This is a genomic window from Streptomyces sp. DH24 (assembly GCF_029813775.1).
In the GTDB taxonomy this organism is placed as follows: domain Bacteria; phylum Actinomycetota; class Actinomycetes; order Streptomycetales; family Streptomycetaceae; genus Streptomyces.
Genome location: NZ_JARVKW010000041.1, coordinates 19971 through 38751 on the forward strand (window position 1 = coordinate 19971; position 18781 = coordinate 38751).

Genomic DNA, 18781 nt, shown 5'->3' on the forward strand with positions numbered 1-18781 from the left:
GGGGTGCCGCACAAGTGGCTCTGTCAGTGGGTGGTTCAGAACGCTCGTCAGTTGACGGGGGAAGGAGTTCACGCGTGGCGTGGGAAGAGTGGAATCAGCTGAAGGCCGAGGCGGCAGCTCGGGAGCCGACAACGCAAATGCAGTTGAACCAGGTCGACGGCGGTGGTGGCGGCGTTACCGGAACTCCGAGCAAGTACGGCGATCTGACAGTCAGCCAGAGCGATCTCGCGAAAATCGGTGAACACGCCTTCAGTCTCTACAACGACCTCTGGGACAAGGCCCGCAGAGCCGTTCCCTCCAGCGAGACAGCCGCCGGAAAGCTGTCCAAGGACGGCTTCGCGCTCGGTGGAGGCCTGCAGCACGTAGCGACACGCTGGGACGAGCAGTTGTCCTCCCTCCGTGACGCTTGCGCGCACATCTCGAACCACATGCGCGTCACCAAGAAGATCCACTCCGGTGACGACGAGTACATCCGACGGCAGATGAGCAGCATCGACCTACTGGACGGAGGCTTCGACGAACGCGTTGGCCCGCCCGGTGAGAGGAACAACGTGTACGGCGACAAGAACGACAGCAAGAAGAAGGCCGACTGATGGACCTCGACGCTCTCCGATTCGCCAACTTTGGCCCTCTCGATGACGCCGTGGACGACTGGTCCACTATGATCCGGGACCTCGAAACCCTCGAAAAGTCCGCGGACAATGGTCTCCGCCGTTCGGCCAACAAGGCGAACTGGTCCGGCGTGAACGCCGCTGTTTCAAGACAGTTTATCGGCAAGACCGCCGAAGAGTTCAAAGATGCCCTCAACCAAGCAAGGTCGATTCGAAACATTCTGCGCGACACATGCTCAGAGCTGAAGGGGTATCAGACCAAGCTCAAGGATGCCATCGAGCGCGGCCTCAAAAAGAATCTGACGGTCACGCCGACGGGGAACGGCGGATTCACCGTCACCATGAACGTCCATCCCGACCGCGCAGCTAAGGGGACGACAGTTCCCGAACACAACCAGAGCGACGTCACTGCACTGCGCGACGAAGTTCAAAAGATCCTCGACGATGCCGCGAAACGTGACAATTCCGCAAATACCGTGCTGCGCGCCCTGGTCGACCAGACCAAGGTCGGATTCTCCGACGCGCCGGTTTACAGTGACCGTGACGAGGCGGACCGCGCCGTCAGGACAGCGAACGAACTGGCCGAGCTGGCAAAGAAGAAGCCCGAGGATCTCACGGCCCGCGACTTCGATCACCTGAACAAAGGTCTCAAGGAGTATGCGAACGACGAGCTCTTCGCGGACAGATTCGCCGGCCGCCTCGGCGCCCAGGGCACTTTGGACTTCTGGACCGGGCTCACCGACCCGCACCGCGCCTACGGCGTGGGGAGCGAGCGGAGCGAGAAATACGCCGAGCTTCAGAAGAATCTGAGCCTGACGCTGGCGACCGCGACCCAGAGCGATTCCGCCGCCATGATCGATTGGAAGACCAAGATGGTGGACCTGGCCGACAAGCCTGTCGGCCAGGGAGGTGGTTTCCCTCTGGGCGGACAGGTGATGAGCAATCTGATGCGATGGGGAAACTATGACGATCACTTTCTCGTCCAGTATGGCGAGAAACTCGTTGATGCCGAAAAAAAGTTTACCGGCAACGGCACACACGGAGCCTGGAACCGCATCGCCTCGGACTCCCTCCTCAACCGCACCGCGACCGACTCGGGTTGGGACCCCACGACGGGCTACTTGAAGGCGCTCTCCAACAGCCCGGACGCCGCGACAACGTTCTTCAACGACACGTTCGTCACCAAAGACGAAAAGCACGACTTCACGGAAAAGGTCGACGGCAAGGAAGTCAAGAGGACCCTTTCCAACTTCGAGTACTTCTTCGAGGAACGGGACTGGCCCGAGGACTTGGATGACGAGGGCGAAACCAGCATTGCCGGTCGCAACTACATGGCTCTGGCGTTGGAGGCGGCTGCCACAGGGCATCCGGCAGGCGAAGAGCCGACGGCGGATACACCGCCACACACCGCAGCCCAGGCACTGCTGGTGGAGAGCCTTGTGAGTTCCGTCTCCGAGAAACCTGCGCGACTGACCGACCACGAATACATGTCAGACAGTATGGGGCAGATCGCTGCAGAATACATGCCAGATATCCATCGTGGACTACATCCAGGTAGTAAGGGAGAAGGTGAGCTCTTCCCTATTGCTGGGACGGCAGCTCGACTTGGCGAGGCCGACCTTACCCGCTTCCTCTACACTGTGGGACGAAACCCTGAAGGGTACGCAGCAGTCAATCTCGGCCAGCAGAGCTATACGACCCACTTGATGCACCATCATTTCGATAATCCAGACGCATACGCCCCAGATCCGGCGTTCCCAAAAGAAGACAGGTTGAAGCAGGCGATCGAGCATGTCGCCAGGACCGCTGGACAGATCGAAGGTTTTATCGGCGCGGGACGGGCATACGAAAGTGAGCTCGAAGGAGCGGAAAAGGACGCCGAGTACAACGCGACGCTGGAGAAGGTGGAAACATGGGGCGGCACCGTTGTCGGAATCGGTATCGGTTTGGCCGCAACCCCGGCGACGGGACCAGGTGGAGTGATTGTCGGCGGGGTTGCCGGGACGGCAGCCGATGAAATCATCGGTTCCATCATTGAGGGTTCACTCAAGGACAGCTCTGGTGATGTCGTGTACCGCAATGGAACAGAATTCCAAGACACAAAAGCCTCCACCTACGTCGCAGTTGAAGCTGCAGCCCAGAAGGCGGGGGAAAACACCGGCAACCAGTATCCGCTCATCGTGGCCTCCGTCGGAACAGCCGCTGAAAGTGGCTTCGACAGCGCCCGAACCAAGATTCATGACTATTTTGAAGGGGAAGGCATCCCCCGCGCACTCGACTCGGAGGACTGACCATTGAAGACTTCCCGCGCCAAGATCTCTCTCACCGTCGGAACTCTCGTGGCACTGGCAGTTGCTACGGGGATCCTCTACGCCGCCAACCTCTCGCCTTTCAAAAACCAAGCGGAAGTTGAGGCAACCGACATCTGCCCCCCACTTGGGCGCTCCTCACATTCCGTTGACGCCTTGAACGAAGTTCTTCCTGACGCGTCTTCGTATTCATTTGATCACCAAGTAAACCCACGCCTCGACGATTCAGACTCGTCGTACGAGTCCTCGTGCTTCGCCTCCGGTGACGGCGATCAACTACTCACCGCCAAGGCTGTCCTGATCCAGAAAGAATCACCGGAAAACTGGGTTGCATGGGTGAAGGGGACGGCTGCCGACCGTGAATCAGTAACAACTCTTCACCCCTTCTCTTTTGGCGACTCAGCCTCAGCCTCTAGCCGATTCGCAGCAGCTTCCATCGCATGTACAGGGAAAGGGAAGATTCCCGGCGGGGCGTACAATCTCAGCATTTCCGTCGAATTGAAGAAAGCTGGCGACGTTGAGAACACAACGGCGCGGGCCCATCTGATTGAACTCGTGAAGAGTTCAGCAACATATGCAGTGAAAGCCGCAAAGTGCAACATCCCTTTGAAGCTGAACGTCGGCTAGAAATAGACGGAACTTCACCCTCAGCTCAGACGGTCAGCCTGCAAGAGCAGATAGAGTCGTCAGGCGGGGCTGGCGACCCAAAAACAGCAGAACAGGGTGGGCACCTCCCGTGCGTGCCCACCCTGTGCCGGAGACCGCGGCTCCCTGCGGCCGCTAGAAGTAGCTGGCGCCCTTCAGGTCGCCGCCCCGGTAGTCACCGCCGGCCGCGTGGACCCGCTTTCCGATGTTGAGCAGCGCCTCGTGGATGGCCCTGGCGTGGTTGTCCCAGATGTGCGCCTTCTTGGCGAACGCGTCGTGCGCCTCACCGGCCCAGCCGCCGGACACGTTGAGCACAGCCGCCTTCAGCGCCTCGAGCTCCTCCTCGAGCTTCTTGGCATTGTTGCCGAGCTCCGTGGCGAGTGCGTCCATGGCACCATAGTTGACGGCGAGTTTGCCGTAGTGGACGTCCATTCGTACCTCATTTCCTTGACGTTTCGAGCCGAGCTTGTCCGCCCCGACAGACTCTGTGTCTCGGGGCTGTCACTCATCAGTAGCTGTTCAGGGCCGAGGTCTTGCCGCCCAGGTCCACCGAGATGCTGGCCATGTCGGCCTTGATCTGGTCTTCGAGCGTGTTCTTGTCCCGCGTGTTCAACTGGACGCCCTCAAGGAAGTCCTGCAGCATCTTCCCGATTTCGACCATGTGGGAGTTGATTTCCGTCTGCTTCTTGTTGAACGCGTTTGCGCCCTCGCCCTGCCAGGCCTTCTCGATCATGTCGATGGTGCCCTGCAGTTGCGCGAGCGTGCCTCGGATTCCGTCGTACCGGTCGATGATTTCCGTCTTGAGCTTCTGTGCATGAGTGTCGTCGAATTCGCGACCCGTGGCCATTTAGCACTTCCCCTTCATGAGAGTTGTGGATCGTGAGAGTTGTGGATCGGTTCGCATCACCGGGTGGTGCTGCGCTGCCCGGTTGGGCATTCGGAGGGTGCTGCCGGACGCGTCGGACAGCCCTGCGTGGCTGGTCAGTTCTGACGAGGTGTCACGCGCCGCGTCGCGAACGGAGGTAGGCGAAGACTCCGCCTCCAGCCACCAGAACTGCCGCGGCGGCTCCGATGGCTGCCCAGATCATGCTGTCCGACGTGTCGGAACCGGTGTCTGCCGCCGCGGCCTGGCTGCCTGATGTGCCCTTCCCGGGCTGGGGCGAGGCGGGCGGAGACGACAAGGCCGGGTTTCCCTCCTTGTCCGTGACACCCACCGAATTCTCCACCGCGAGAGGGTCGGTGTCGGCCGGAACGGGAGTGTAGGTGTCGTCCTCCAGCACTTTCCGCGGGCGGATGAGCCCGTATCCGAGGTACGTGCTCGGGTCGTCCCTCGCCCAGTCCCGTCCGGCGGTGTCGATCAGGCTGGCGAGGACCTGGTTGGCCGTCCAGTCGGGGTGGGCGGACCAGATGAGGGCGGCGGAGGCGGAGGCGATGGCGGAAGCATGGCTGGTGCCCCTGCCTGTGCAGTATGAACGGAACGTCTTGTCGCACCAACTCGGAATATTCAAACCGGGAGATGCCAGATCCACGTAGTTTCCGTGATCAGAGAACTTTGTAACGCTGCCGTTCCGGTCTGATGCTGCCACTCCGACCACGTAGGGATAGGCAGCCGGATAGTCGATGAGGCCGCTTTTCTCTCCGCCGTTACCGACTCCGGCGAACATCAGCTTTCCCTTGGATTGAGCGTACTCAATCGCCGCTCTTTCCTCGGCGTCGTCACCGGGACTGCCGAACGACATGTTGATGATCTTGGCGTCGCTGTCAGCAGCGGCCCTGATCGCCTGCGCCGAGGTCGCGGTGTTCTTCCTCTGCGCTTCGTCCATCAGCCCATCGAGTTTGATCCGGTACGGAACGATCTTCGCTCCTGGAGCAAGTCCTTTGAGACCGCCGCCGGCACCCGTGCCGGCGATCAGCTCCGCCATGGTGGTTCCGTGACCGTCGTAGTCCTCTGTCGCGCCATGCGCCACGGACGGGGGTACGTCCTCGGCAGTCACCTGCCCTCTGAGAGAGGGCGTGTCAGGGTTGACTCCGGTATCGATGACGGCAACTTCGACGCCCTTTCCGGTGCTCACCGTCCACATGTCATCGGCCTTCATCGCCGACAAGTACCACTGCTGGGACTGAACGTCTGCGGCTGCCGCGCTCGACATCGGGCCCGTCGCGAACGCAGCCAGGGCACCGAGCACCACACAGGCGGCGGACACCCGTCTCACGTCTCGTCCTGCGAAGGGCACGCTCCACCCACCGCATCGACTGTTCCTTGGCCCCATGCCTCTGCCTGTCCTCGCTCTTGTCTGATCAGTCGGTCGACGACGCGCCATCGCGTCGGTCCTCACGGCGTGCCCTCGCATCGCCAGAGGTTTGCTGACTCGCAGCGCCGGAGGTGCCTCCGATTCCGCCGGATGTGTGTCCGTTGTTCCTGGTGGCAGAGGTTCGGCCGTTCGGCGTGCCCACCACGCCGTCAGGGCGGGCGACGGAGCGGCGAGCGGCCTGTCCGACGCCCGTCGTGGAGCTCGGGGCTCCGATCACTCCCCGTTGACCGGGCCTGTCCCCCGTGGGACGTGGGACGGGCATGTTCTCACCGCCGATGACGGTGCCACGCGGCACCCGGTTACCGCCGGCGCCAGGGGCATTTCCGGGGATGGGCTTTCCACCGACAACGCCGTTCGTGGCACGCCCCACGCCGGTGCGCCCGGGGTTGGGGGCGCCGGAGCCGTTGGCAGGAACGCGTGAAGCACCGCCGGTCTGCCGGGGCGCCGGTCCCCCGGAGTTCGGCGCCCCTCCGACCATGCCTCGCCCCATGGGGACCGCTCCTGTCGCTGTGGCACGCCCTGCCGACCCCGGGGGTGTGGTTCCCGTGCGGCCTGCTGGGGTGGCAGGGTGCGTAGCTCCGCCATGCCCCGGCGCTGGAGTGGCGCTCTTGAACCCCGGCACACCGTTGAACCTTGGCGTGCGCCCGGTTCCGCCGCGCGAGACGGATGGTGCTGCAGCGGGCGGCAGAGGGGGCGGCCCCGTCACTGACGGCGCGTTGGGGCTCGGAGTCGACGGAGGCGCGGCAGGCGTCGGCTTCGCTGTCTCCTGTGGCGGCAACGTACCGACACTGTCGATCTCCGTACCAACATGTCGGCCGGGGCGACTGCCGGAATCGTCCAACTCTTTTGCAGATGGCAGAAGTGCATCAGGCTGCGGCCGCTCGGCCGAGCCCGCCACCGAAGGGTGACGCGCCGTTTCCGAGTGCCTCGTGCCGGTCAGCGAGCCCGTCTGCCCGGGACCAGGAAAAGGCTCCGCCCCGATCCACTCCTTCGGCTGTGGAACCCCCACATCCGGCATCTTAGGAAAGACCGGCTCCTCCGCCTTGGTCATCGTGCCCTGCGACACCGCGTAGAAGGACGCCAGCCGGTACATCTGGTTGATGGCTTCCTGGCGGTGTTTCTCCGCCTTCAGCGCCGCCGCGTACTCGTCGTTGCTCTCGACGCGCTTCGATTCGGGGATGTCGTCCACCGTCTTGCGGTCGGAACGGTTGTCGCGCGGTGGCATCGACTTGCGTACGGAGGCGAGGCCCGAACCCGCGGCCAGGATCTGTGTGCCCACGACGTCGGCGTAGCCGGCGAGGTCGTGGGCGGTGGTGACCAGGCTCTGGCCCCACTTGTAGAAGGCGCCGTGTGCCTCGCCCTCCCAGTCGACCTCGCCCAGGTTGGTCTTGAGTTCGTCGGCGGCTTCCTTGATGGCGTCGCGGGCGTCGACGAGTGCCGTGGCCGCGCTCTCCAGGAGCTCGGGGCTGGCGGACTCGACGATGTCGATCATTTCGTTGAGGTCGTAGCCCTCGAAGCTGGTCTTGCCGAAATGAAAACCTCGGATGGGGGCGGAACCGAACGGATTCACCGCAGAGGTGATGTCTGCAATGCCGTCGATGCTGCCGTTCTGCTTGTTGGCCTCCTGCCGCTCCGCCGCATGAGGATTCGGCTTGTTCTCGTCCCCGCTCATCAGTACCCCGCGTCGGTGCGATCGGCGTCGTTGTCGCGCCGGATCTCTTCTTGCAGCGCCTTGTCCCGCCTCTGGTTGACCTCGGTGCGGATCTCGTGGAAGCGGTAGCGCTGTTCGTCTTCGAGGTTGTCGAAGGTGACGTCCACGCCGTGGACGGCGATCTGCATCGCCTCCATCTGAAGGCTGAGCAGCTTGGAGAGTGCCGTGATGCGTTCGTGGACGCGCTCGTACTCCAGGTGCAGCGCCTTCGCTTCCGGGAACCTTCCCGAGCCGAACGCGGCCTCCGACAGGCGGTGTCTGGCCACCTTCGACGAACCGCCCGCCGACTCCTCGAAAGCGGTGAGGAGATCGTCCACGCGCTTCTTGAAAGTTGAAAGCGCCATCAAACCGCGCCGTACGTCGGCGGCGCCCCCCGTGTCTGCCGGAAGCACGAAGCTTGTCCTCCCCCGTTGCGCCGCCCTTCCCGGGCGGCCCCCTGTCTCTCAAGCGTTAGCGATCGCGACACAACCACTGTAATGACTGCCTGTGACACTCCCAACTGCCTTATGAGACAGCCGGGCCGGCCGTCATCGAAGCATCGTCATCCGTCAGCCGCACTGCGGCGCGCCCGCCTCCGCGCATCCCGCACCGTCACCGCCACTCCCCCGAGTCCCGCCACCAGGGCGGCCGCGCCCACGGCCACGTACGTGCCCAGGCGGGCGTTGCGCTCGTCCGGGGTCTCGCCCAGTTGGAAGGCGGCCGGTTCCGGGGCCTCCGCCCGGGGCATGCCCTCGCGGGGGTCCGGTGACTCGATCGGGTGATCGTCCTCTGTCAACGCGCGTACCGGGTCGACGACTCCCCAGCCGACCAGGCGGTCGTGGCCGGCGGTCGTCCGCTCCGCGGTCTGCGCGATCTGCGCGGCGATCTGGCGTGCCGTCCACCGCGGGTGCTCCGCCTTGAGCAGCGCCGCGACGCCGGCGACGTACGGGGCCGAGAAGCTCGTGCCGTTGTCGGAGCAGTGGCCGCCGCCGGGCACCGTGGAGATCATGTCGACGCCGGGAGCGGCGACGTCCACGAAGTCGCCGGACTGGGAGAAGGAGGCACGCTCGTTGTTGCGGTCCGAGGAGGCGACCGCGAGGACCCCGTCGTAGGAGGCCGGGTAGGTCTTCTTGCTCTGGCCGTCGGCGCCGTTGTTGCCTGCGGAGGCCACGACGACGATTCCCCTGTCCAGGGTTTCGTTGACGGCCTGTTCCAGGGCCGGGTCGGGCTTTACCGCGTTCGACGTGTCCTGGGAGATGTTGATGACCTCGCCTCCGGCCGCGACGGCGTGCTGGATCGCATCGATCAACGTCTCGACGGAGCCGTTCCCCTCCGCGTCGTTCTGCTGGATAGGGATGATCGTCGCCTCGGGCGCGAGGCCCACGAAGCCGGTGCCCTTGGCGGGCCGGGCCGCGATGATGCCCGCGACCTTGGTGCCGTGTCCGACGGTGTCGGTCGTGCCCCTCTCGTTGCCCCGCTCGATCGGGTTGCCGTCCTTGTCCTTGAGGTTCTTGGGCAGCAGGTTGCGCCCGCTCTCCACATCGACCGCGTCGGTGAGTTGTGGGTTCTTCACGTCCACACCGGTGTCGATGACGGCGACCCGTACGCCCTTGCCCCTGGTGCGGCTCCACAGTTGGTCCAGCAGAACTCGCTGCAGGGCCCAAGGGCGGCCCGGGTACTTGCCGTTCGGGAACGAGCACTCGTCCGAGTAGGGGGGATCGGCCGCGGTGGCGGGTGTCGCGAAGGCCGCGTTCGTCGCGGCCAGGGTTGCCGTTGCCGCCAGAAGACATGCGGCGACGCGGTACGGGCGTGGCATGAACGTCCCTCCTCTCAGGAGCCCTGCGGCTGGCGTGCCGCGGCCGTCGACAGGCGGGGGCCCGTGGGCAGGAACTCCGACCAGGCCGCGGGAATCGGCGCCGGGGCGACGTCGGCGTAACCCAGCCGCGTCTGAGCCTGCTTGGCCTCCTGCTGCTGTTGCTCGCGCTGCTTCTGCGACATCCCGATTCCCGCGTCGTCCGTGGCACTGTCCGCGTTGGACTGCAGGACGTAGCGCAGCCCGGTGTCGGTGACGAGGAAGACCGGGCCCGCCGTGGTCTCCGTGCCCTGGAACTGGCGGTAGAGCTGGCCGGAGCCGGGCGTGACGTACGCGCTGGAGGAACCGGTGGCGAGCCTGGCCGGGAAGTCCGTGCCCGCCCAGGTGCTCAGGGTCGTGGCACCGGAGTTCTCGTCGACGCCGAGCAGGACGTTGCAGACCGTGCTGCGTCCGCCCTCGGTGCCCGTGGTGTCGTTGACGGGTACGGGGTCGCCGGTCGGCCAGCGGTGCTCGGTACCGAAGGGCTTGCCGGGGACGATCGCGCCGGGGCTCGTCTCGCGTGCCTTGCCCGCCTGCTTGAGGTCCGCCAGATCCTCGCTGAACAGCAGAAGTTGGGCCACGAAGGCGGAGATCGGCGCGACGCGTCCGGGCAGGACGACGTAGTGCTGCTCCCTGTTGTTGTCGAACGCCTTGAGGACCGTTCCCACCCGGTTGGTCGTCTCGTCGAGCTGACCGGGCGCGCCGGCCGGTGTGCCGGGCTCGGCGTCGAGGGACGGGAAGGTGATGGGGTCACCCCCGTGGAGGGTCGCGAGCCACTCCTTCGACACCTGCTGCGGCTTGCGGTCGGAGCCGACGACGGCCCTCAGGAGCAGTTCGTCGTCGCCGTCGACCGCGTACGACCAGCCGGCCCTGTCCACGACGTACCGCTTGCCGTCCGGGTCGGTGACGTAGAGGAGTTGACCGCCGCGCAACCGTTCCCTGCCCTCGGTCTGCTTCATGTCGCGGTCGTCGAGGACGAGTGCGGCCTTCTGCACGGAGCCGCCGCCGGCGCTCGGGCGCTCGCACACCACCCAGCGCTTGCGGCTGCCCGCCTCGGACGCCGAGGGAAGGCGGTCGGGGGCGTACGGGATGCCGATCGTCACGCCGTGCGGGATCCTGCCGCTGTCCAGGACCTTCTCGGAGACGGTGACGACCTCGCCCTGTCCGTCGTTCAGGAGCAGTTTGGCGGACGCCATGTTGAGGACCGGGTGCAGCTGCACCTCTCCGTCGGTCCTGAGGACGACGTAACGGGTGGTGGACTTGCTGGCGACGATCACCTTCTCGTTGGGTTCGTCCCAGCCCTTCGGCGCGGTCGGCTTGAACATGCCCCACGCTCCGAAGACGGCCATCACCACCACGCCCACGATGGTGCCGGGCACCACCGCACGGAGCGGCCGGGGAGCGCCCTCCTCCGATCCGGCCGGGGGCGACTGCAGGAAGGCCGCGAGCAGGCGGCGCTTCGCGAAGGTGTAGGCATTGAGCTGGTCCCGCCGAGATGCCATGTGTGCTTGTCTCTCCCCGTGTTCTGCCGTGGCCACGCACGGGGTGACGCCGTCCCCCGCCCTGCCGATGTCGGACCAGCCCTCTACTATGCCGTGTATCACGAGGGACTTGCGGAGCGGGTAGGGTGCCTGGGCCTTCAAGTGCCTTGTGTGGTGCTGGAACAGCGGCGAGTCGTGAGCAAGTCGGGGGGACGGAGTGATGACTTCCGGAACGCGTACCCGGTCGCGTGACCGGTCGCGGGGACGGGGCTCCCCGGCGTCCCGGACGGGCGCCGGGCAGCGGCCGACGGCGCCGGACACGTCGCCCCGGGGGCCGATCTCGTTCCATCTCTCGTCGCGTTCCCGCCAGGGTGGCGCGTTTCGTTTGCAACGCCTGGTGCTGCTGGAGATCGCGGCCGCCGCTCTGCTGGTCGGCCGGGCGATCGGGCCGGTGGCCCTGATCGCCGCTTCCGTGCTTGCCGTCGCCCTCGTCGCGGTGTCCTTCGTCCGCCGTCGCGGGCGCTCGCTGCCGGAGTGGTTCTCGGCGGCGCGGGCCCTGCGCGCGCGGCAGCGGCAGGCCGGTGACGCACCGCTGCCGCCCGGCACCGAGCCCGCCCTGGCCCCGGCGCTGGAGTGCGATCCGAGCCTGCGGACCTACACGTACGCGGGACGCGACCGGCGCCCCGTCGGCCTGGTCGGGGACGGCACGTTCGTCACCGCGGTTCTGCAGGTGGAGGCCGACACCACGGCGCTGCGGGCCGAGCGCAGCCGGCAGCCGCTGCCCCTCGGGTTGGTGCGGGACGCCCTCGAAGTGGACGCGATCCGGCTGGAGTCGGCCCAGATCGTGCTGCACACCCAGCCGGCGCCGGCGCTGCACCTGCCGCGGCAGTCCGTGGCCGTCGCCAACTACCAGCCGCTGCAGGAGCTGACCGGCGCGCCCGCCGTGCGCATCACGTGGATCGCGCTGAAGCTCGACCCCGAGCTGTGCGCGGACGCGGTGGCCGCGCGCGGAGGCGGGCTCGTGGGGGCGCAGAAGTGCGTCGTGCGTGCCGCGGACCACCTCGCGAGCCGGCTGACGGGCGCGGGGTTCCGGGTGACGCTCCTCGACGAGGAGGAGCTGACGGCCGCCCTCGCCACGTCGGCCTGCGCCAACCCCCTGGTGACGGCGGAGGCGGGCCGGACGGGGACGCCGGAGCGGAGAACCGAGGAGTCGACCCGCAGTTGGCGCTGCGACAACCGCCGGCACACGACGTACTGGGTGCGCCGCTGGCCCGCGCTGGGCGAAGACGGGCCCTCGCTGCCGCAGCTCGTCGCCCGGATGACCGCCGTCCCCGCCCTCGCCACGACCTTCAGCCTCACCCTCGCGCCGGGCGACCGGCAGGACGTCTCGGTCAGCGCCCATGTGCGGGTGACCGGGCGCAGTGACAACGAACTGGTCGAGGCGCGGCAGGCGTTGCAGACCGCCGCGCGCCAGGGCGGCCTGGCGCTGTCCCGGCTGGACCGTGAACAGGTGCCCGGCATCCTCGCCACCCTGCCCCTCGGAGGTGCCAGGTGACGACGACCGGACAGGTCGCGCGGCCGGGCGCGACGCCGGACACCCCGGCCGCCCCCGGTGGGCGCGTGCGGGAGTGGGCGCGCAAGGGCGCGGGGCTGCTCGGCCCCCGGCACGGGCGGCACGCGGTGTCCGCCGACCAGCTGGACGCGCTCGCTCTGCCCATCGGGGACGACGGCGTGGTCATCGGCGTCGACTCCGAGGGGCAGCCCGCCGTGCTCGGGCTCAACCGGCCCACCCCGTACGACGTCGTCTTCATCGGGGGCCTGTGGACCGCGCAGGTCATCGCCCTCCGGGCGGCGGCGACGGGGGCGCGGGTGGCGGTGGAGACGGGCCGGCCGCAGTCCTGGATGCAGATGGTGCACGCCATGGGCGGCGGTCAGAACGGACTGGCGGTGTACGACGTCGGCCGCGTGCCGCCGCAGGGCACGTCCGCCGGGACGCCGGTGCTCGTGATCCGGGACTGCGGGATGCGTCCGCCCCGTGGACGGGTCGCCTCGGGCCCGTGGCAGTCGGTGCTGACCCTGCTGCCGTACCTGAGCCCGGTGGCCCCCCGGCTGATACGGCAGGCGCGTCTCGTGGGCGTGCAGCGGATCTCGCCGGACGAGGCGGCGGAGCTGGGCCGCACGATGGCGCTGCCGCAGGCCGTCTCCGGTTCGCTGCCGACGCTGCCGGACGGGGTCACGCTGTGGTGCGCGGACCGCGACCGGCAGTACGTGACGACCCAGCCCACGGACGCCGAGATCGGTCTCCTCGGCACCCCCCGCCGCATGGATTGACGCATCCCCCGGAGCGCACGCGCGATGTGTGCGCCCCCACATCACGAAGAGGCGCCCCTTTCGCCCGGGTTGTGGCGTTAGGTGCCGGAGAGCGGGGGCGGGCGGGCCTGACGGGGGTGGGGCCCGGATGATTAGGCTGGGATCGGGCGCGACGTCTGAACCCGTGGACCCGGCGTCGGCGTCCCAGGGGGAACCAGTACTTCGGACGACCTCGGGCGAATTCGTACGGCTTCGGGCGACTCGGCCGACGCGGACGACGAGCAAAGGGCGCCCCGGCACGGCATGAGGGTGCTCGACCACACCAGGAGGAACTGTGAGCAGCGATCGGGACGGGAACCGCGGGGGCTGGGCAACACCCGGCGATGACCAGCCCGACGTGGAATCGGCCGTGGAGGCGACCGGAGAGTTCACCATCGACTACGCGCCACCGGCCTGGTACACGCAGAACACCTCCGGGGGTTCGGCGTCGTCCGGCACCCCCGCGCCGCCTCCCGCCGCGCCCGCGCCTCCCGCGCCGGACGAGCCGGTGGCCCCGCCGCCGGCCACTCCCGACTCCCCGCCTCCGCCGCCGCAGGCCGCCACGCCGGTGGACGCCGCGAGCACGCCTGCGGCCCCTCCCGCACCGCAGGCGCCCGTCACTCCCCCGTCGCCCACCGCCCCCTACGCCCCGCCTCCGCCGCCCGTGGGCGGTCCGGTCGCGGTGCCGGGGCTTCCGGTCGGCAGCGGGTTCGAGCCGCAGGCGCCCGTCCGGCCCGGGTTCGAGGGTGCCGGTGCCCCAGGGGCGCCGGGCACGTCCGCCACCGCGGCCTCCGAGTCGGGCAGCGGTGACCTGGAGAGCGGCGCGACCATGCGGTTCTCCGCCGGCGCGCTGAAGCGGGAGATCGCCGAGCGCGCCGCCGAGGCCGGGGCGCGGCCGGGGTCCACCGACAGCACGGACGACGTGGCCGCCTCCGGCACGGCCGCCGGAGGAGACACGTCCCACGACGACTCCGGCGTCGGCGACAGTCGCGTCGACGACCGCCGGGACGACGACGCCCCGCTCGGTGCGGTGTTCGGCAGCGACGCGTCGTTCGGCGGCGCGGGCGATGCCGGCCCGACCGCGGAGAGCGACGCCCAGGACGCCACGGATGTCACGGGCGCCACGGACACCGCCGACACCTCGGACACCGCGGACACCGCGGACACCCGGGATCAGAACTCCGAGACCGACACCGCCACCGACACGCCTCCCGCCGCTCCGGAGGCCGACACCGACGCCGGCGACGACGCCAAGTCCACCGCGTCCCCCTCCTCCGACGCCGGCGAGGCCGTCGACCCCGACGACCAGGCCCCCGCCGAAGCTCCCCGGGACGCCGCCCCTTCGGCATCCGCCCCCTCGGCGCCCGTCCCGCCCGCGCCGGACGCCGTGCCGCCTCTGCCGCCCTCCTACCAGCCCGCAGCGCCCGCGCCCGGGGGTCAGTGGCCGGCGCAGCCCCAGGCCCCGCAGGCCGGTGGGTACGGGTTCCCGCAGCCGCCCGCCCAGCAGGACCAGGCGCAGGCCGGGCAGCCCGGCGTGCCTCCGCAGGGGCAGTCGGCCGCTCCGGCGCAGCCCGCCTACCAGCCGCAGGCTCCGCAGCCCGCGCCCGCCGCGTGGCAGAACCCGCCCGCCGCACCGCCGACGGCTCCTGCCACCGCCCCGCAGGCGGGGTACGGCTTCCCGCAGCCCGGCGCCCCCGGCAGCCCCGACCCGCAAGGCGGCTACGGCTTCCCCCAGCCGGGCGGTCCCGGCACTCCCGGCACTCCCGACCCCCAGGCCGGCTACGGCTTCCCCCACCCCACCCCGCAGGCCGGCGGCTACGGCTTCCCGCAGCCCCCCGCCCAGCCGGGGCAGCCGGGGCAGCCGGGACCCGGCCACGGTCAGCCCGGTATCCCCCCGCAGGCCCAGCCCCAGGGCCCCCAGAGCCCGCAGCCGGGGCAGCCCGGCCGGCCGCCGCACGCCGGGCACGGGCAGCCGGGTCAGCCCCCGCAGCCGCCCGTCGACCCCCGGACCGGTGCCGCCTGGCCGCAGGCCGTCCAGCACGACCAGCGGCAGCCGACCAACCCCGGTGCCGCGCCGCTCGGTTACACCGCCGCGGTCGAGCTGTCGTCCGACCGGCTGCTCAACAACAAGAAGCAGAAGGCGAAGAGCAGCCGCCCGGCGGCCGGTGGTTCGCGGTTCAAGCTGGGCGGCAAGAAGGAGGAGGCCGAGCGGCTGCGGAAGCTGGAGCTGATCCGCACACCGGTGCTGTCCTGCTACCGCATCGCCGTCATCAGCCTCAAGGGCGGCGTCGGCAAGACGACCACGACCACGGCCCTCGGCTCCACCCTCGCCAGCGAGCGGCAGGACAAGATCCTGGCGATCGACGCCAACCCGGACGCCGGCACGCTCGGCCGCCGGGTGCGGCGCGAGACCGGGGCCACCATCCGTGACCTCGTCCAGGCGATCCCGTACCTCAACTCGTACATGGACATCCGGCGGTTCACCTCGCAGGCGGCCTCCGGGCTGGAGATCATCGCCAACGACGTCGACCCGGCCGTCTCGACGACCTTCAACGACGAGGACTACCGGCGCGCGATCGACGTGCTCGGCAAGCAGTACCCGATCATCCTCACCGACTCGGGCACGGGTCTGCTCTACAGCGCCATGCGCGGTGTGCTGGACCTCGCCGACCAGCTCATCATCATCTCCACCCCGTCCGTGGACGGTGCCTCCAGCGCCAGTACGACGCTGGACTGGCTGTCCGCGCACGGGTACGCCGATCTCGTCTCGCGCTCCCTCACCGTCATCTCCGGGGTCCGCGAGACCGGCAAGATGATCAAGGTGGAGGACATCGTGTCCCACTTCGAGACGCGCTGCCGCGGCGTGGTCGTCGTCCCCTTCGACGAGCATCTGGCCGCGGGCGCCGAGGTCGACCTGGACATGATGCGGCCGAAGGTGCGGGAGGCGTACTTCAACCTCGCGGCGATGGTCGCCGAGGACTTCGTCCGCCACCAGCAGGCCCACGGTCTGTGGACCTCCGACGGCAACCCGCCGCCGGTCGCGGCCCCGCCCATGCCGGGCGGGCAGTACCCCGGCCAGCCCGCGCCGGGTCAGCCGTACGGCGGTCCGCAGCAGGCCCCGGGCGGGCCTGGACCGTATGCCCAGCCGGGCGGTTACCCCCAGCCCGGGCACCCCGGCCAGCAGCCCTACCCGGGCCAGCCGCAGCCGGGGCAGCCCTACGGCCGGCCGTACCAGCCCCAGCCCGGCCAGAACCCGCCGTCCCAGTAGCCCCGGTCACCCGTACAGCCGTAACCAACGCACACAAAAAGGCCCGCGCCGATCCCCTCGGCGCGGGCCTTCGCGCATCCCGCCCCCGTCCCGGGCGCACACCGGGCACCCACCGGGCTCGCACCGGGCGCACCGTGCCCGAAACCGGCGCCAGCCCCTGGCCAGGCCACCTTCAGTGGTCTCGACCAATGGGCCCCGAAATGCTCGTCAATTCGTTATTTCCGCAGGCCACATGGGGTTCACCTGCCGTTGACGCATGCAGATACTCGCTGATAGACAACCTCATCTACCTGATCAACCCGTCCGCTCAACCCTCCTTCCCGTGCGAGCCATGACGCGAGGTCACCGACGCAATGGACAAGAACGACCAGTACGGCAGAGGGCGTCCGCGCCCGCAGTCTCGTAATCTTCCGCGCCGCTTCCGGCTCGTGGCGGCGGCCGGTGCGGCCGCGCTCGCCCTGACCGCCGGTCTCGCGACCCCGCTCAACCCGGCGCCGCAGCAGGCCGAGGCGGCCGACGACGGCAAGAAGGTGCTCACCGTCGCCGTGGCGCAGAGCGTCGACTCGCTCAGCCCGTTCCTGGCCGTGCGGCTGCTCAGTACGAGCATCCACCGGCTGACGTACGAGTACCTGACGAACTACGACCCCAAGGACAACCACGTCATCCCGGGTCTGGCCACCAAGTGGGAGTCGTCCCCGGACAAGCTGACCTGGACGTACACCATCCGGGACAACTCCAAGTGGTCCGACGGCAAGCAGGCCACCGCCGAGGACGCGGCGTGGACGTTCAACACGATGATGACCGACGAGGGCGCCGCGACCGCCAACGGCAGCTTCGTCGGGAACTTCAAGAAGGTCACCGCGCCCAGCCCCACCAAGCTGGTCATCGAGCTGAAGAAGCCGCAGGCCACCATGACGGCGCTGGACGTGCCGATCGTGCCCAAGCACGTGTGGGAGAAGGTCGACGACTTCTCGAAGTTCAACAACGACAAGGACTTCCCGATCGTCGGGAACGGGCCGTTCGTGCTCACCGGCTACAAGGCCGACAGCTATGTGCGTCTCAAGGCCAACAAGGACTTCTGGCGCGGCACGCCGAAGTTCGACGAACTGGTCTTCCGCTACTACAAGGACCAGGACGCCGCCGTGTCCGCCCTGCGCAAGGGTGAGGTGTCCTTCGTCGCCGGTTCGCCGTCCCTGACGCCCGCCCAGGCCGCCTCGCTCAAGGGCGAGAAGAACATCAAGGTCAACGACGCCCCCGGCCGGCGTTTCTACGCGCTGGCCACCAACCCGGGCGCGAAGGCGAAGAACGGCGAGAAGTTCGGCGACGGGCACCCCTCGCTGCTGGACCAGCGGGTCAGGAACGCGCTGTTCATGGCGGTCGACCGCAAGACCGTCATCGACAAGGTGTTCCAGGGCCACGCCGTCGAGGGCGCCGGGTACATCCCGCCGCGCTTCTCGCAGTACTTCTGGGAGCCGTCCGCCGAGCAGGAGCTGGCGTACGACCCGGCCAAGGCCGCGAAGCTGCTCGACGAGGCCGGCTACAAGAAGAACGGTGACGGCAAGCGCGTCGGCAAGGACGGCAAGCCGATCAACTACCGCATCCTGTGCCACGCCACGGACCCGAACGACAAGGCGATCGGCAAGTACCTCGAGGAGTGGTGGGGCGACCTCGGCATCGGCGTCACGCTCAACTGCCTGGACAACGTGACCGATCCGTGGCTGGCCGGAAAGTACGACCTGGCCTTCGACGGCTGGTCGGTCAACCCCGACCCGGACTTCGTGATGTCCATCCACACCTGCGCGGCGCTCCCGGCGACGCCCAAGGACACCGGCGCGACGGACAACTTCATCTGCGACAAGAAGTACGACGAGCTCTACGCGAAGCAGCTCGCCGAATACGATCCGGCCAAACGGGCGGACATCATCAAGCAGATGGAGTCGCGGCTGTACGACCTCGGGTACATGAACGTCATGGCGTACCCGAACGCGGTCGAGGCCTACCGGACGGACCAGATCAAGTCGATCACCACCATGCCGGCCAAGGCGGGCAACATCTACGGCCAGGACGGCTACTGGAGCTGGTGGTCGGCGGTTCCGGCGGACTCCGGCGACTCGTCTGACGACTCGTCCTCGACCGGGGTCGTGGTCGGGATCGTGGCGGGTGTCGTCGTCCTCGCGGGGCTCGGCGTGTTCGTCGCGATGCGCCGCCGGTCCACCGCCGAGGACCGCGAGTAGACCGGGCAGGCGCCCCGCGGCGCTCCGCGC

The 18781-nt window shown here is 68.3% G+C and carries 14 protein-coding genes; 7 read left to right on the forward strand and 7 right to left on the reverse strand.

What is annotated here, in order from left to right; genetic code table 11:
* Positions 1 to 74 precede the first annotated feature (74 nt).
* From QC282_RS26400 to QC282_RS26410, 3 genes are read left to right on the forward strand one after another with little or no spacing between them, the layout of a single operon-like run.
* Entirely contained in the window at positions 75 to 593 is a 519-nt protein-coding gene (locus QC282_RS26400; protein ID WP_279552066.1) for a hypothetical protein, read from the forward strand.
* The gene (locus tag QC282_RS26405; protein ID WP_279552067.1) at positions 593 to 2902 is read left to right on the forward strand and encodes a hypothetical protein; all 2310 of its coding nucleotides are present in this window, start codon (positions 593 to 595) and stop codon (positions 2900 to 2902) included. The genes QC282_RS26400 and QC282_RS26405 overlap by 1 nt, the downstream gene beginning before the upstream one ends.
* A gap of 3 nt (positions 2903 to 2905) precedes the next feature.
* Positions 2906 to 3547, forward strand: coding sequence for a hypothetical protein (locus QC282_RS26410; protein ID WP_279552068.1), 642 nt, complete (start codon positions 2906 to 2908; stop codon positions 3545 to 3547).
* A gap of 153 nt (positions 3548 to 3700) precedes the next feature.
* Here the strand turns inward: QC282_RS26410 and QC282_RS26415 are convergent, their stop codons facing one another.
* The 7 genes from QC282_RS26415 to eccB all read right to left on the reverse strand — a co-directional run bounded on the left by QC282_RS26415 (position 3701) and on the right by eccB (position 10921).
* Positions 3701 to 3997: a WXG100 family type VII secretion target gene (locus tag QC282_RS26415; RefSeq protein WP_279552069.1), complete on the reverse strand. Its 297-nt coding sequence runs from the start codon at positions 3995 to 3997 to the stop codon at positions 3701 to 3703.
* Positions 3998 to 4073: 76 nt separating this feature from the next.
* Positions 4074 to 4412, reverse strand: coding sequence for a WXG100 family type VII secretion target (locus tag QC282_RS26420; RefSeq protein ID WP_279552070.1), 339 nt, complete (start codon positions 4410 to 4412; stop codon positions 4074 to 4076).
* A gap of 151 nt (positions 4413 to 4563) precedes the next feature.
* The gene (locus tag QC282_RS26425; protein WP_279552092.1) at positions 4564 to 5715 is read right to left on the reverse strand and encodes a S8 family serine peptidase; all 1152 of its coding nucleotides are present in this window, start codon (positions 5713 to 5715) and stop codon (positions 4564 to 4566) included.
* A 148-nt stretch (positions 5716 to 5863) separates the two neighbouring features.
* A complete protein-coding gene (locus QC282_RS26430; protein WP_279552071.1) occupies positions 5864 to 7549 on the reverse strand; it encodes a hypothetical protein in 1686 nt (561 codons plus the stop codon).
* On the reverse strand, positions 7549 to 7932 hold the full coding sequence (locus QC282_RS26435) for a hypothetical protein (protein WP_279552072.1): 384 nt from the start codon (positions 7930 to 7932) through the stop codon (positions 7549 to 7551). The genes QC282_RS26430 and QC282_RS26435 overlap by 1 nt, the downstream gene beginning before the upstream one ends.
* A gap of 197 nt (positions 7933 to 8129) precedes the next feature.
* The gene (mycP, locus tag QC282_RS26440; protein WP_279552073.1) at positions 8130 to 9383 is read right to left on the reverse strand and encodes a type VII secretion-associated serine protease mycosin; all 1254 of its coding nucleotides are present in this window, start codon (positions 9381 to 9383) and stop codon (positions 8130 to 8132) included.
* A 14-nt stretch (positions 9384 to 9397) separates the two neighbouring features.
* On the reverse strand, positions 9398 to 10921 hold the full coding sequence (eccB, locus tag QC282_RS26445) for a type VII secretion protein EccB (protein WP_279552074.1): 1524 nt from the start codon (positions 10919 to 10921) through the stop codon (positions 9398 to 9400).
* Positions 10922 to 11120: 199 nt separating this feature from the next.
* On the opposite strand from eccB, the gene eccE reads away from it, so the two are divergent.
* The 4 genes from eccE (at position 11121) to QC282_RS26465 (ending at position 18751) form a co-directional block, all read left to right on the forward strand.
* The gene (gene eccE, locus QC282_RS26450) at positions 11121 to 12455 is read left to right on the forward strand and encodes a type VII secretion protein EccE (RefSeq protein WP_279552075.1); all 1335 of its coding nucleotides are present in this window, start codon (positions 11121 to 11123) and stop codon (positions 12453 to 12455) included.
* Positions 12456 to 12520: 65 nt separating this feature from the next.
* A complete protein-coding gene (locus tag QC282_RS26455) occupies positions 12521 to 13231 on the forward strand; it encodes a hypothetical protein (RefSeq protein WP_279552093.1) in 711 nt (236 codons plus the stop codon).
* 313 nt (positions 13232 to 13544) lie between these two features.
* Complete coding sequence (locus tag QC282_RS26460) at positions 13545 to 16517, forward strand: SCO5717 family growth-regulating ATPase (RefSeq protein ID WP_279552076.1); 2973 nt, start codon at positions 13545 to 13547, stop codon at positions 16515 to 16517.
* Positions 16518 to 16870: 353 nt separating this feature from the next.
* Positions 16871 to 18751 carry an ABC transporter substrate-binding protein gene (locus QC282_RS26465; protein WP_279552077.1) on the forward strand — a complete coding sequence of 627 codons (1881 nt, stop codon included), beginning with the start codon at positions 16871 to 16873 and terminating at the stop codon, positions 18749 to 18751.
* The last annotated feature ends 30 nt before the right edge of the window (positions 18752 to 18781 follow it).